Annotated in this window: 12 protein-coding genes and 1 tRNA gene; 7 read left to right on the forward strand and 6 right to left on the reverse strand. The window is 56.1% G+C overall.

Annotated elements, in window-relative coordinates; translation table 11 throughout:
• Positions 1-89: 89 nt before the first annotated feature.
• Positions 90-800, reverse strand: a complete 711-nt coding sequence (locus tag KOL70_RS21245) for a hypothetical protein (RefSeq protein WP_254185902.1) — start codon at positions 798-800, stop codon at positions 90-92.
• 1415 nt (positions 801-2215) lie between these two features.
• Between KOL70_RS21245 and KOL70_RS21250 the strand changes: the two genes are divergently transcribed.
• The gene (locus KOL70_RS21250) at positions 2216-2749 is read left to right on the forward strand and encodes a hypothetical protein (RefSeq protein ID WP_215481546.1); all 534 of its coding nucleotides are present in this window, start codon (positions 2216-2218) and stop codon (positions 2747-2749) included.
• Positions 2750-3583: 834 nt separating this feature from the next.
• Here KOL70_RS21250 and KOL70_RS21255 read toward each other — a convergent pair.
• Positions 3584-3668 (reverse strand) — tRNA-Leu (locus KOL70_RS21255).
• Between the two features lie 249 nt (positions 3669-3917).
• On the opposite strand from KOL70_RS21255, the gene KOL70_RS21260 reads away from it, so the two are divergent.
• Positions 3918-4433 (forward strand): DUF2501 domain-containing protein, encoded by a 516-nt coding sequence (locus KOL70_RS21260; RefSeq protein WP_021506733.1) that lies wholly within the window; start codon positions 3918-3920, stop codon positions 4431-4433.
• Positions 4434-4542: 109 nt separating this feature from the next.
• Here KOL70_RS21260 and KOL70_RS21265 read toward each other — a convergent pair whose 3' ends face one another.
• Positions 4543-5922, reverse strand: a complete 1380-nt coding sequence (locus tag KOL70_RS21265) for an aminotransferase class I/II-fold pyridoxal phosphate-dependent enzyme (protein ID WP_215481547.1) — start codon at positions 5920-5922, stop codon at positions 4543-4545.
• Positions 5923-6042: 120 nt separating this feature from the next.
• On the opposite strand from KOL70_RS21265, the gene KOL70_RS21270 reads away from it, so the two are divergent.
• From KOL70_RS21270 to KOL70_RS21290, 5 genes are all read left to right on the forward strand, one after another.
• Complete coding sequence (locus tag KOL70_RS21270) at positions 6043-6468, forward strand: GNAT family N-acetyltransferase (protein ID WP_215481548.1); 426 nt, start codon at positions 6043-6045, stop codon at positions 6466-6468.
• Between the two features lie 11 nt (positions 6469-6479).
• Entirely contained in the window at positions 6480-7085 is a 606-nt protein-coding gene (locus KOL70_RS21275; RefSeq protein ID WP_215481549.1) for an FMN-dependent NADH-azoreductase, read from the forward strand.
• A 12-nt stretch (positions 7086-7097) separates the two neighbouring features.
• The gene (locus KOL70_RS21280; protein ID WP_021506730.1) at positions 7098-7577 is read left to right on the forward strand and encodes a carboxymuconolactone decarboxylase family protein; all 480 of its coding nucleotides are present in this window, start codon (positions 7098-7100) and stop codon (positions 7575-7577) included.
• A gap of 95 nt (positions 7578-7672) precedes the next feature.
• Positions 7673-8308, forward strand: a complete 636-nt coding sequence (locus tag KOL70_RS21285) for a hypothetical protein (RefSeq protein ID WP_021506729.1) — start codon at positions 7673-7675, stop codon at positions 8306-8308.
• A gap of 265 nt (positions 8309-8573) precedes the next feature.
• Positions 8574-9251, forward strand: coding sequence for a MarC family NAAT transporter (locus KOL70_RS21290; RefSeq protein WP_166711151.1), 678 nt, complete (start codon positions 8574-8576; stop codon positions 9249-9251).
• A gap of 112 nt (positions 9252-9363) precedes the next feature.
• On the opposite strand, the gene KOL70_RS21295 is transcribed toward KOL70_RS21290, so the two are convergent.
• The 3 genes from KOL70_RS21295 to KOL70_RS21305 are packed head-to-tail and all read right to left on the reverse strand — an operon-like array spanning position 9364 to position 13152.
• The gene (locus KOL70_RS21295) at positions 9364-10614 is read right to left on the reverse strand and encodes a cytochrome c (protein WP_215481550.1); all 1251 of its coding nucleotides are present in this window, start codon (positions 10612-10614) and stop codon (positions 9364-9366) included.
• A 4-nt stretch (positions 10615-10618) separates the two neighbouring features.
• Positions 10619-12388 (reverse strand): GMC family oxidoreductase, encoded by a 1770-nt coding sequence (locus KOL70_RS21300; protein WP_021506726.1) that lies wholly within the window; start codon positions 12386-12388, stop codon positions 10619-10621.
• 32 nt (positions 12389-12420) lie between these two features.
• Positions 12421-13152 carry a gluconate 2-dehydrogenase subunit 3 family protein gene (locus tag KOL70_RS21305; protein WP_031279537.1) on the reverse strand — a complete coding sequence of 244 codons (732 nt, stop codon included), beginning with the start codon at positions 13150-13152 and terminating at the stop codon, positions 12421-12423.
• Positions 13153-13425: the final 273 nt, after the last annotated feature.

Raw genomic sequence — 13425 nt, forward strand, 5'->3', positions numbered from 1 at the left:
CTCAATGGCAGAGCTTACGCACAGCATCAGCAGCGGGGGCAAGTCATGCCCCCAATTACTGCAATATGGTGTCCGCTTTCGCGTCTGTCTTATGCTGCCTGGTTCGTCAGCTTATTAACGAAGTCAGGACGATAAATCACTGGCAGGATGCTCGATTCCGCGAACAGTTCAACGTTGCGGAGCTTGTCCTGATGGCTGTAGATGCGGGAATCTACGGGTTCAGCGAACGCCAGATCCAGATTGCGACTGGTTGCGGTGGCTACGTAACCAAACGGCAGCGCGATTTCTGAGGAAAGCGGCTTGCTGAACTTAGGCACTAAGAACGCCTGATCACTTCCAACGCCGTAAAGCGGGTCGGTCACTTCAACCACGCGGACATTATCCAGCAGGAAGGTAGAGAAGCCCGGCAAAATTTCCTTGTTGAACAGCGCGTCACGATCCAACACGCCGTATTGGATGCTCTGGCGAACATCTGGGTAGAATTTAATCGAGCGATAAGTATTACTACCAGCGAACAGGATGAAGCCATCCAATTGACCAGCCCAGCCGCCCATGCGGAGCTTTGTAGCGCTCACGGCGTCATCAATGGAGCGTAGCGGGTCTAACGCGATCCCCGTCTCGATGGTTCCCGTTGCCTGCTCGTAGCCAAATTCCTCTGTCCAGTCGATCTGCGGCTGTTGAGTAAACTCTGCTTCAACAGTGTTATGGAACAAGGCTCTGGCGAATTGGAATTCACGGGTTCTCATGTACTTGTCATACATCGCCGGGCTTGAAGCTGTCACCGCGTCCAGAATGGACATTTGCAGGTTAGAGCCTAGTTTGTGATATGGCTACACGTCCGCTGCGGTGATGCGATCAGACTAAGCATGAAGTGGTGCTTTGATTAGATGGTTGGAGCTTTTACGCTTCGCTGTGGTAGTCCATTCGGAGCCATAGCGACGACATACAGCGCAACCGATCATCGAAATGACCAGCAGCCGAACCGCGAACTGTAGATCACTGTGTTGATGACTTCATGCAGCCGCTGCCGAAAGGTGAAGTTATGGAAATGTGCCGCCTGACGCCTGGAAACAACCAACTTACTTAAACCCGATATTCAGTGCAATGCGCCGGAAGTCGTGCAAAATTACTGAACAGGTTTTCTTGCCAGCAAAGTAGGGGTATGAATGGCGATCATGTGTAGAAACAAGCATCATCGTGTCGCCGCGCCATAGGAGACTCGCACAGAAAAAAACCATATAAATATCGTGGTTACGGTAACATCTATTATGTTTAATCCCCGCCGAAAGAGCACGATTAACCGTGTGGTTGAATAACTTTTCATGCTACTGGGGTCGCACTGCTAAGGCGCTGTGTTGGTGCTCTGCTGATGCTCTCTGCTCTCATTACATGCTGATATGCTGCCGTGCCGTTTTGCGCTTAGTGTGGGTATTATTCACCGCTAGCGTGTCCAACTTTTAGCGACCCGGAACCCGGGAGAAACTTGAAAGGTAAGTCACTGATATTTTAGCAAAAGCCTTGACTTTCCCCAAGGGCTGGGGCAGTCCGTCAGGCAGATCCCCAATAGAGACAGCGACATTTGCCAGCCCTTCTATATATAGATACACCCCGAATTGTGATTTCCGCGCCGGGGGCGGCTGGTGTATTGATAAAAGCATCATTAGTAACTTGAGCACTACGCACCAGCCTGATTGAATAAATGACGATCGGCCATCCGCAGTGTTAACGTATTTTGGGTGATTTTCGGCAACAAGTTATTACCTGTTAATTTAACCCCTGTTTTTTTAGACATGCGAATTAAACGGCTTTAAACGCGTTGTAATCGATTGTCGTTGTTAAGCTAGCTATACATCAAAAACTGTTAGAAAAGCCCTGAGAATCGATCTGGCGAACGATGCAGACAGAAAATGTGCATAATTGGATGAATTTAGATGTGCATAACGAAGGGGACGTGGTAGCATTGGAATTCTGGTGATCATAGATCCCAGAAACGAAAAAGCAGCTATCAGGTAAATGGCCTAGGAACCGACACCCGATAGCTGCTCATGCTCCAGTATAGAGACTGAATCGGTCCAACCAGATTTTGCACATCTGGTTAAGCCGTTGCGGAAGATTACGGCTAATTGACGTAGATTTCCAGAAGATTTTGCATTCATGCAAATCTTGATGACATCTCTGATCTGGGTTGATCCGTATTATATCGGAGTAACTCTTTATGACAGATAAAGATTTTAATCAGCGCAAAGTAACCGACGACTACGCACCTGAACAAGCCCGAGTCACGTTAGCTTCATTCTTCGAAGGTCATTCGTCAGCCCTAGAAGCCGTTCAAAGGCTCAACCGTACTCAAGCATGTGTTCTCGCTGCATTGCTTGATAGCAAGTCGATAACCACATCTGGATATTCAATCCCAGCAGATTATGGTGTTAAGCGCGCTTCAGCTGTCATTCACGCCTTGGAGAAGGAATACTCCTTCCCTATTTCAAGCCGTCGAGTTGAAACTGAATCAGATGTTGGTAATCGCACAAAACAATCGTTGTTCTACATCAGCCATGAAGATCAGGCTAGATTGAAAGCTGAGCCGGAAGTGGTGTTCAAAGAACGTCATGACAGTGCCTGCCGTAAAAAGGAAAGCCAAGCTCAGAAAGATATCAGACGCTTGGTGAAAGAATACGGTGAGGATGGTGTTCAAGAACTTCTCAGAAGAGCGGCAAACGACGAAGCTGGCCCGGATTCTAACGCAGGTTGATAGCGTAAACTTTAATCTTGGTTGGGGCTTCGGCCTCAACCATTTCAAACTATTGATCAACACGGAAAACGTATTAGTAAGGTGCTCAGCTTGATGAATATGAGAGTCGATGGACTCACGGTGATTTAAAGTGCTGTAGAGAATCCGCATCAAATGTGTCGCAATCCCACTCCTGCTGGCGCAGGTTTCGAAGCCTCTTCCTGCTTAATTTAACACTAAGCGTGTTACGTTTAGCCTCGTGTGCAAGCTATCGACCTTCAACTACCTTTTGTACCTTCTTCTTACGCATACATCACAAGAGTTCAAATTCGACTCTAGTTTAGTGCGCCACCTGTTTCAGGACAATAGCAGCCATAAAGCCCCGTTGGTGGTAAGACAACAAGCGGAGCGTAGCGAAATCATCAGGGTTATGTCAGTCAGTGAAAATTTATCATGATAACCGTGTACCCTTGCGGGAGCGTGGCTGAAACGCTGGCAGAGCTTACATTTGGTGTGTAAATACCGAGACCACCATAAACCTGTTTATCCTCTGCACTGTCATCACGATAGGTAGCACTAAGAGGGCATTGGGCTGAAATGCGATTCACTGAAAGTTTTTCGGGAAAGTTTAAGACGCTGGCAGCGTCATTAGCTTCAAGTTGGATGCTGAACGGTTCGACTGTTGACGCTTGTACGTGTTTGAGCCTGGAACTACACGCCGATGTAGGTTAACATCCCGATTCGCCACTACTAACCACAGCGGCAATTTCAAGTGCAGCGAAGATAGCAATTTTCCCGTGCAGAAAAGACAGATATTTTTGCCTAACCTATTCATTTTACAGAAAAATTAATAGATGGTGCCGAAGGCCGGACTCGAACCGGCACGTATTTCTACGGTTGATTTTGAATCAACTGCGTCTACCGATTTCGCCACTTCGGCACTGAAGAGGATGCGGAAAACGTGGGCGATTATACCGTTACGCGCTTGCGGCGCAACCGGAATCGATGGGGATGTGCGCTAAGCGTCGAAAAAAGCAGCGCTGCCAAAAACGCTGCGCAAAACCCCGGCAGTCGCCTCCGGAACACTCCCAAACTCGCGCGCGGCGGCCACTTCTCCGGAACTTTCTGCCGCCACATGCCTCTTAACCACAACTGACGCAGTCAGACGTATAAGCACAACGAGGTTGAGATGAAAAAAGCAACACAACGGTTAGTTTGGGGATGGGGTATCGCGGCGGCACTGGTGGCCGGTAGCGCATCGGCGGCGAGCTGGCAGGATCAGCTGAGCAGCGCCGCATCGCAGCTGTCGCAGCAGAACAGCGGCAACACCGCCACCAGCAACACGCAGAACGGCGGACTGTCGCTCTCTTCGCTCAGTGGCCTGCTGAACGGCGGCGATAAAGCGGTGAGCGCCAACAGCATGACCAACGCCGCCGGCGTGATGGAATATTGCGTGCAACACAACGTGGTGGATAACAACGTGAAGTCGGTGAAAGATCAGGTGCTGAGCAAGCTGGGCCTGAGCAGCACCACCGCGCAGCAGCAGAAAACCGATTACCAGCAGGGGCTGCAGGGCCTGCTGAACACCGGCAACGGTCAGCAGCTGAATCTGCAGAGCCTGAGCAACTCGCCGATGGGTGAGAAGCTGAAAACCAAAGCCTGCGATGTAGTGCTGAAGCAGGGCAAAAAATACATCGGCATGTGATTCCTTCGCGCGGGTTCAGGGGCCGCCTTCCTGCCCTCTGAATCGCCGCTCACCTTATGCCAGCCGGCGCGGGCTGTCCCCCGCGCCCTCTTCTCTCTCCTCGTTGCCGCTATACCGCCAGCAACGTCCGTGTCGCATCCGCCACGCGCGCCAGCAGCGCCCTCGCCTGTTCAAACGACTGAATATTGGTGTAGCCAATCACCAGGCCATAGCGCTTTTGCGTCTGCGCGTACCAGCCCGATAGCGGCCGTACGTATAGCGCCTGCTGCGCCCACAGCGTCGCCAGCGCCACATCCTGCGTGCCGCGCCGCAGAAACGCCACGATGTGCATACCGCCGTCGGTCAACTCAAAGGTAAACAGCCCCGGAAAGCTGGCTTCGATGGCCTCCAGCATCATGCGGCGGCGCTGCTGATACAGGATGCGCATCTTTTTGATATGACGATAGAAATGCCCTTCGCTGAGAAACTGCGCGAGGATCTTCTGCGGCAGCAGCGGCAGGCCGGTTTCCAGAATCTCGCCCAGCTCGCCGAACTGCGCCAGCGTGTGCTGCGGCATCACCAGATAGCCGATGCGCATCGCCGGCATCATGGTTTTGCTGAAGGTGCCGGTGTAGATCACCCGGTCGTGCACATCCAGGCTTTTCAGCGCCGGAATCACTTTACGCGTGTAGTGAAATTCGCCGTCGTAATCATCCTCAATAATCCAGCTGTCATGCTGCTGCGCCCACGCCAGCAGCTGATGCTTGCGCGGCAGCGACAGGCTGACCGCCAGCGGGCTCTGGTGCGTTGGCGTCACTACCGCAAAGCGCGCGTCGGCGTGATAGCGCAGCAGATACTCCACGTCGACGCCCTGCCCATCCACCGGCACATAGTGCAGGTTGGGTGCGATGCGCTTCAGCAACTGCTGGCCAAAGAAGTAGCCGGGATCTTCGAACAGCACTTTGTCGCCCGGCTGCGCCAGCACCGCCAGAATCAGCCGCAGGTTGGCGCGGTAGCCGCTGGTGATAAAGATCTGCTCCGGCTGGCAGTTGAGGCCGCGCGAAATGTTCAGGTAACTGGCGATGGCCGCCTGCAGCGGCGCATATCCCATCACCGGCGGTATCATCATCTCGTCCGCCCGCAGGCTGCGCGCCGCTTTCGCCGACATCAGCCGCCACTTTTTATGCGGAAACTCGTCCAGCGCCGGGATGCCCAGCCGCAGCTCGCCTTTGCCCTCGGTCACCGGCAGCAGCGCGGGCGTCGTCGCCGGTGCGCGCGTTGGCGTGGCTGCGCTCGCCAGCTTCAGCTGCGGATTGACGCGCGTGCCCTTCGCGCCCTGGCTGACAAAATAGCCTTCGCCGATGAGGATCTCATAGGCGGCCTCCACCGTTTTGCGCGCTACCTGCAGCTCGCCCGCCAGCACGCGGATCGCCGGTACGCGGTCGCCCGGCCGGAGCTGTCCGGCAAGAATCTGCTGCCGAAAGCGCTGGTAAATCTCTTTGTAACCCACGCGTCACTCCTTCCTCAGCCACTGCGCTATGTCCTACCTCTTTTCACGCGTAATGGCCCTGTTCGATCAGACATAGCAGTTTAAGATGCAGGCATTCCCCCCGCAATACGGATGACAGCCATGAAGATTGTGCATTACGCCACCGCAGAACAACTCGCGCGCTGCTACCCGCTGATGCGTGCGCTGCGCGGGCGGCTGGCGGATGAGGCGCAGTTTATCGCCCAGGCGCAGCGTCAGCAGGCGCAGGGTTATCGCCTAGCCGGTATCGAACATCAGGGACAGCCAGCGGTGCTGGCCGGTTATCGCCTGCTGGAGAATTTTATCCACGGCAGCTTCTGCTACGTCGATGACCTGGTGAGCGATCCCGCGCTGCGCGGTCAGGGCTTCGGCGCCGCGCTGCTCGACGGCTTAGCGGTGCTGTCGCGTGAGTACGGCTGCAGCCGCATGGTGCTGGATACCGCAATCAGTAATACCCGGGCGCAGGCGTTTTATCAGCGCTGCGGCTATCAGGCGCTTGGCCTGCATTTTTATCGCTCTATCGTATGAGGAACCACTGCATGAATGTGCTGCACATTAAAGTCAGCCCGGATCTGGCGGGATCGGCGTCGCGCATCGCCTCGGCGCGTCTGATCGAAAAGCTGCGCAGCCGCCATCACGATCTGCACGAGACGGTGCTGGATCTGGCGCAACAGCCGCTGCCGCATCTCGATGCTTTCACCATCAGGGCTTTTTTTACCCCACCGGAGGTGCGTGATGAAGCGCAGCGTGACGCCATTCGCACCTCGGAACAGCTGGTGGATCAGCTGTTTGCCTGCGACACCCTGGTTATCTCATCACCGATGTGGAACCTCGGGCTGCCGTCGGTGCTGAAAGCCTGGTTCGACCATATTACCCGCGCCGGCCGCACCTTCGCCTTTACGCCCGAAGGCACCAAAGTCAGGCTGGTGAGTGGCAAAAAAGTTTACTGCGTAATGGCCAGCGGCAGCGTGTTTGCCCACGGGCCCTTTATGCAGGATGACCAGTTCACGCCATATGTGCGCGCAGCGCTGGCGTACATCGGCATCAGCGATGTGCAGTTTATCCGCGTCGACGGCACGCACGACCCGCTAAGCCGTGCCCGCGCGTTACCCGAAGCACTCGAAACCATTGAACGTCTGTTCTGACGGAGGAAAATCATGACTCAACGTGTTAACCATTTCAAAACCACCCCGGCGCTGGCCAAAGCGATGTCGGATCTGTCAAACAGCGTCGCCAGCGCGTCACTGGAGAAGTCGCTCAGGCATCTGGTGGATATCCGCGCCTCGCAGCTCAACCACTGCGCGTTCTGCCTCGATATGCACATCAAGCAGGCGGCGATTGACGGCGAGCACGAGCTGCGGCTGCACCATGTGGCGATCTGGCGTGAATCGCCGCTGTTCAGCGCGCGGGAGAAAACCGCCTTTGCCCTGACTGAAGCGCTGACGCGCATTGGCGAGCACGGCGTTGACGAGGCGCTGTATGGCGAGCTGCGCGCGCACTTCTCCGAGGTGGAGATCAGCGAGCTGACCTTTAAGATCGCGGTGATCAATACCTGGAACCGGCTGATGATCCTGTCGCAGATGGCACCCGGCGCGCTCGACAGCGCTTACGGGCTGGATCGTGCTGATTTGCGGTAATTTTTATCGCCAGTGGCTGCGGCTGCTGGCGATAGCATGTTTTTCTGCGCGCCCTGACGCTATAGTGAAGTTTTGCACCACACAGGACACCGCGCATGAAAGGCATCAACATTGCGATTTACTTCGATCCCGACCTGATTCGCATCTGCGTTCACCAGCCGGATGACAGCTACCTCAGCCAGACGTTTCATTACGCCGACAGCGTGATTGAGGAGATTTATCAGTGGCTGGAGCAGTTCACGCCGGGTCGCACCCACATTTGCCTGATTGAGCACGACACCGCCGATATCCTCGCCGATGAGCTGGTGGACAACGGTTATCACGTGCATCAGGTGAGCCAGCATGCGCTGCTCAGCTGGTTCGCCAGTGAACCGCCCGCCACGCCGGACGGCTCGCCGGTGCGCGCGCTGCTGCGCTATCTGGAGAACGAGAAGCCGGCAGAGTATCAGTCACGCACGCCGCAGATTGAAGCGCTGATGGAGTTGCTGGATGAGCTGGACGATCTGGAAGGCGTAGAGAGCGAGGAAGATGAGGATAACCTGCCGGATAACGTGCTGCGCCTGATGAAGCAGAAGAAAATCAGCGCCAGCGACGCCGCCCAGCGCCTGCTGCCAGACGTGAATGAACGCATTCGCGAGCATCTGATTCATTATCCCGAGCTGATGACGCCGGATCTGCTGGAAGATTTTTTCCCCGAGCTGCTGGAAGCGATGGAAACGCCGAAGCATTGATGCTGTCCAGGTGCGCATAAATGCGCACCCTACATGATTTTCATTGCGTTACTCAGTCATGGCGGTGCGCATGAATGCGCACCCTACGAAAAATTGGTGTACAGGATACTGTAGGGTCGCCATTCATGGCGACCGTTGCGCTGGCAGCTGCGCGCATAAATGCGCACCCTACGAAAAAATCGGTGCACAGGATACTGTAGGGTCGCCATTCATGGCGACCGTTGCGCTGGCAGCTGCGCGCCTGATATTAACCAGGGAATAAATCATGCTGGAACTTTTCAAAGCCATCGGGCTCGGCCTGGTGGTGATTTTGCCGCTTGCTAACCCGTTAACCACCGTGGCGCTGTTTCTCGGCCTCGCGGGTGACATGAACTTTCAGGAACGCAATCGCCAGGCGCTGCAGGCGTCGGTCTACGTGTTCCTGATTATGATGGTCGCCTGGTATGCCGGGAACGCGGTGCTGCACACCTTTGGTATCTCCATTCCCGGGCTGCGCATGGCCGGTGGACTGATTGTCGCCTTTATCGGCTTTCGCATGCTGTTTCCCGCCAAACCGGTCGGGCATTCGGTGGAGGCCAAACACAAGCTGGATGAACTCGACGCCAGCGACGACCCGCGCGAAACGGTGAATATCGCCTTTGTGCCGCTGGCAATGCCGAGCACCGCCGGACCGGGCACCATCGCGATGATCATCAGTTCGGCCTCGACGGTGAAAGCCGGCGTCGATTTCCCCGCGTGGGTGGTGGCCATCGCGCCGGTGCTGACGTTCCTGGCGGTGGCGGTGATTTTATGGATTTCGCTGCGCAGCTCCGGCGCCATCATGAAGCTGGTCGGCAAAGGCGGCATCGAAGCGATTTCGCGCCTGATGGGGTTCTTACTGGTGTGTATGGGCGTGCAATTTGTCATCAACGGCGTGCTGGAAGTGGCGCACACCTTTCATTAAACAAGAAAAAATCGCACCGTACGATAGCGGTGCGATTCATCGCGCAATGCCCGCCATCACGCGACGCCGGGCATTGCCATCAGGACAGCGCGCCAGGTCGCGCCGCTACGTTTTAGTGCAGCGTTTTCCGCACATCCGCCACCTGTTCTTTCGTCACTGCCGGCGCGTGGTTGCTCCAGCCCTGACGAATAAAGGTGGCCAGCTGCGCCACTTCATCATCGGTCAGACGATACGCAAACGGCGGCATCGCCAGCGTTGACGGTGCTTTCTCCGTTGAGGGCTGCTGCGCACCGGCCAGAATGGTGTGAATCAAGCCGCTGGGATCCTGCGCATTGACGATAGTGGCCTGATCCAGCTCCGGGAAGATCCCCGGTGCGCCTTTGCCGGTGACAAAGTGACAGGCACCGCAGTTGTCGAGATACAAACGCTCGCCTTCGCTCAGATTCTTCGCCGCCGTCAGCTTCGCCTCGGTCTTCTGCTGCGCCTGCACGTCGTACGCCTGCAGCGGCGGATTGCCGCCGAGGAACTTCAGGTAAGCGGCAATCGCTTGCAGATCGGCATCCGTCATGTGCGAGCTGGAGTGCTCCACCACGGACGTCATCTCGCCGCCCACCGCGGCTTTATCGTTACGTCCGGTTTGCAGATAATCGACAATCTCCTGCTCGCTCCAGCGTGGCACACCGCGCAGCGACGGCACCTCCCAGTTATTCAGGCTGCCGCCGGCGAGGAAGCGATCGTCGCTGCTGTCCAGCGCCTTCTCGTTCATGCCGAGGCCGCGCGGCGTGTGGCAGCTACCGCAGTGGCCGAGGCTTTCCACGATGTAAGCACCGCGATTAACCTGCGCTGACGCGCCGCCAATCGGCTGGAACGGTTTGTCAGAGGTAAACGCCCAGTTCCAGAAACGCATGCCCCAGCGCTGGCTGAACGGGAAGCTCAGCTTTGTTTCCGGCGGCTGTTCGCTGTCCGGCTTAACGCCCTGCATGAAGTAGACGTACAGCGCGTGCAGGTCTTCATCGCTGATTTTGGCGTAATCCGGGTACGGCATCGCCGGGTAGAGGCGCGAGCCGTCCGGCAGCACGCCTTTACGCACCGCATCCGAGAACTGCTGCTCGCTGTAGTTGCCGATGCCGTGCTGTTTATCCGGCGTGATGTTGGTGGAGTAAATGGTGCCGAGGTTCGACTCAATCGCCAGCCCGCCGGCGTAATCCGCTTTGCCCGCCACGGTATGGCATGCCATACAGTCGCCAAGGCGCGCCAGGTACTCGCCCTTTTTAATCAATGATGCGTCATTTGCTGCCTGCGCCTGCACCGCACAGCTTCCCAGCAGCACCGCGTGAGCGATTAACAATGATTTTAATTTCATGTGCTTATGCCTGTACCAGTGGGCCGGGATTCTGCAAATAGTGCTCTTTGATAGCCTGCGCCGCCATCAGGGTAATCGCGCCGATGGTGTCGGTCGGGTTTGCCTGGAAGTTCTGCGGGAAAGCGTTACCGCCCGGCACAAACACGTTGTGCACATCCCAGCTTTGCAGGTACTTGTTCAGCGCCGAGGTTTTCGGGTTGTCGCCCATCACCGCGCCGCCCACGTTGTGGGTAGAGACGTATTTGGTCAGGTCAAAGTCAGCGCCCATCGGCAGGAAGCTCATGCTCATGCTGTCCGGATTCAGCTCTTTGGCGATGTCGCCAACGATGCCTTTCAGGTGTTGCTGCAGCTTGAGCTCGTTCTGTTTCCAGTTAAAGGTCATGCGCAGCAGCGGCTGACCGCGATGGTCGGTGTAGTGCGGATCCAGATCCAGATAGATATCGCGGTAAGACTGGCAGGTGGTGGTAATACTGATCTTCATCGAATGGTTGTACCACTGCTCCAGCCCCTCTTTGTACCCCATGCCCCAGCTTGGTGTGCCTTTCGGCAGCGCGGTGCCAATCGGCGTACCGGTTGCCTGCGAACTGTGGATTTTGGCACCACCCAGGAAGCCGAGTCCCGGACCGTCGAAGTTGCCGGGCGAGATATCATTAAACATCTGACCTGTCGCGCCAGCAGTGGCGAAGGCGTTGAAGTTTTTGTCTTTGAAGAACAGCGTGGCGCCGCCGTTGGAGAGAAACGCATAGTTACGCCCGACGACGCCCTCTTCGGTGATTGGGTTGTAGGGCTTGCCGATGCCGGACAGCAGCATCAGGCGCACGTTGTACAGCTGGAAGCTGGAGAGCACCACAATCTTCGCCGGCTGGAACACTTCGTTGCCGTCAGCGTCAAAATAGAGCACGCCCTTCGCGGTTTTGCCGTCGTCATGCAGCACCACTTTGTACACTTCCGCGTGCACTTCATACGAGAAGTTCGGCATGCGCTTCAGCGCGTCCATTACCGCCGTCTGCGGTGAGGCTTTTGAGTAGTTCAGGCACGGATATTTCGAGCAGTAGCCGCAGTAGTTGCAGGGAGCGATCTGGTTGCCGTACGGGTTTTTCCACGCGCGCGAGACGCAGGCTGACGGGTTCGGGAACGGGTGATAGCCCAGCTTCTTCGCCGCCTCTTTGAACATCACATTATTCAGCGTATCGTCCAGCGCCGGCAGCGGATACGGCTCAGAACGCGGGCCTTCAAACGGATCGCCGCCTTCCAGAATCTGCCCGCGCAGGTTGCCGGTGGTGCCCGACTGGCCGCAAATCAGCTCAAACTTGTAGAAATACGGCTCGATCTCATCCCAGGTGAACGGGAAGTCCATCACGCGCATGTCATCCTGCAGGATGCCGGGCTTATAGGCCTGATCAACGTAGGTTTTCAGTTTGATATCGGTGGGCGTGGGGCGAATCAGTACCGCCGTCCAGTGCATGCCCGCGCCGCCGACGCCGGTACCTGGAGCAAATGCGCCCCATTTGCGGGTTGGCAGCGCCGTCTGGTCCATGTTGTAACGCACGGTGACCGCCACTTCTTTTGGCGTGGCGAACACTTTGTTGCGCACGTTATAGGCGTACTCATCGGCCGGTTTCGGGTAAGCGAAATCCGGGTAGTCGCGCTCGCCGCCGCGCTCAAGGGCGCGCACGTCCAGTCCGGCCATTGCCAGCTCGATGCTCATCAGCGAGCCGGCCCAGCCGAGGCCGCACACCACGACGTCGACTTCTTTCTTTGTAATCTGTGCCATGTTTTTCTGTCTCACATACCAAATACGGGGATTCAGGCGCGTTCGCCCATCAGGCTGACCGGTCCGAGCGGATACGGCACATTGTGCTGCTTCACCCACTCGGTGAAGCTGGCGCGTGCCCCCGGGAAGCCGATGGCGATCCAGGCTTTCATGCCTTTGTTGCCGCCGTACATCGGGTCAGCGAGGTAGCCGTGTTTGGTATCGGAAAGCAGCTGGCTGAAGAACTGCGAGGCTTTCAGGTTCGGTTCGCCCAGCGCGGCGAAGTCGATACCGTCGTTTTTATTCACTTTGGTCAGCACCGCATCTTTCTCTGCCAGCGTCAGCTGCGAGAATGCTTTGTGGTAAGTGCTCTGCGTCCACTGCTCCACCAGTTTGATGCCGGTGCGATACATCTGCTGTGGCGTGAACGGGATCTGATAGCCCATGGTGGCGGGCGCGTGCACGTCAAACGGTCCCTGCAGGTAGATCTCTGCGCCAAACTCAGGGCTGTGCAGCTGCTGGTCAATGAAGATCGGCACGTTGGTTTCCAGCGCACCCGGCGCTTTGCCGTTGCCACCGGCAGGGATCAGGCGATCGGTCGCGGCCAGAATAAATTGCCACTCCTCAGCGCTAAAAAAGATCGGTTTATAGTCGGCAAGGTCCGGTGCTGCCATTTCCGCAGCCTGGGCTGCAGTCAGTCCTTTTAAAACCAGGTCGCTTAATGGCAAAGCCAGCAACGACCCAAGTAAAAACTTACGTCTGGTGGTCGGTTTTTCTAAAAGCATGGCGCGACGACTCTCACTTGCTAAGAAAGGAAATTATTTTTGTTAATAGATTTATAAATCGGCAAACAAGCTGGCAATCTTATGGATACAGATATTTCAAGATGTAAGCATTAAATTAGAAATGTGTTTTGATGAGAAACCATCAACCTGACGAAAAGTCGCCATGCGCTGTGGACGCGCTTTCGCAGCGGGAATTGCGCTTTTAACCGTACAAATGCCAGGAGATTAGCGCCAGAGACTGGGCAAATGACTGAAACAAATCGGCGTGAGAAA

This window comes from Pantoea sp. B270 (assembly GCF_018726825.1).
Taxonomy (GTDB): domain Bacteria; phylum Pseudomonadota; class Gammaproteobacteria; order Enterobacterales; family Enterobacteriaceae; genus Pantoea; species Pantoea dispersa.

Coding starts and splice junctions, on each gene's coding strand:
- KOL70_RS21305 (WP_031279537.1), bottom strand. CDS start 13,152: ATGCTTTTAGAAAAACCGACCACCAGACGTAAGTTTTTACTTGGGTCG.
- KOL70_RS21250 (WP_215481546.1), top strand. CDS start 2,216: ATGACAGATAAAGATTTTAATCAGCGCAAAGTAACCGACGACTACGCA.
- KOL70_RS21270 (WP_215481548.1), top strand. CDS start 6,043: ATGAAGATTGTGCATTACGCCACCGCAGAACAACTCGCGCGCTGCTAC.
- KOL70_RS21295 (WP_215481550.1), bottom strand. CDS start 10,614: ATGAAATTAAAATCATTGTTAATCGCTCACGCGGTGCTGCTGGGAAGC.
- KOL70_RS21300 (WP_021506726.1), bottom strand. CDS start 12,388: ATGGCACAGATTACAAAGAAAGAAGTCGACGTCGTGGTGTGCGGCCTC.
- KOL70_RS21260 (WP_021506733.1), top strand. CDS start 3,918: ATGAAAAAAGCAACACAACGGTTAGTTTGGGGATGGGGTATCGCGGCG.
- KOL70_RS21280 (WP_021506730.1), top strand. CDS start 7,098: ATGACTCAACGTGTTAACCATTTCAAAACCACCCCGGCGCTGGCCAAA.
- KOL70_RS21290 (WP_166711151.1), top strand. CDS start 8,574: ATGCTGGAACTTTTCAAAGCCATCGGGCTCGGCCTGGTGGTGATTTTG.
- KOL70_RS21245 (WP_254185902.1), bottom strand. CDS start 800: ATGTCCATTCTGGACGCGGTGACAGCTTCAAGCCCGGCGATGTATGAC.
- KOL70_RS21275 (WP_215481549.1), top strand. CDS start 6,480: ATGAATGTGCTGCACATTAAAGTCAGCCCGGATCTGGCGGGATCGGCG.
- KOL70_RS21285 (WP_021506729.1), top strand. CDS start 7,673: ATGAAAGGCATCAACATTGCGATTTACTTCGATCCCGACCTGATTCGC.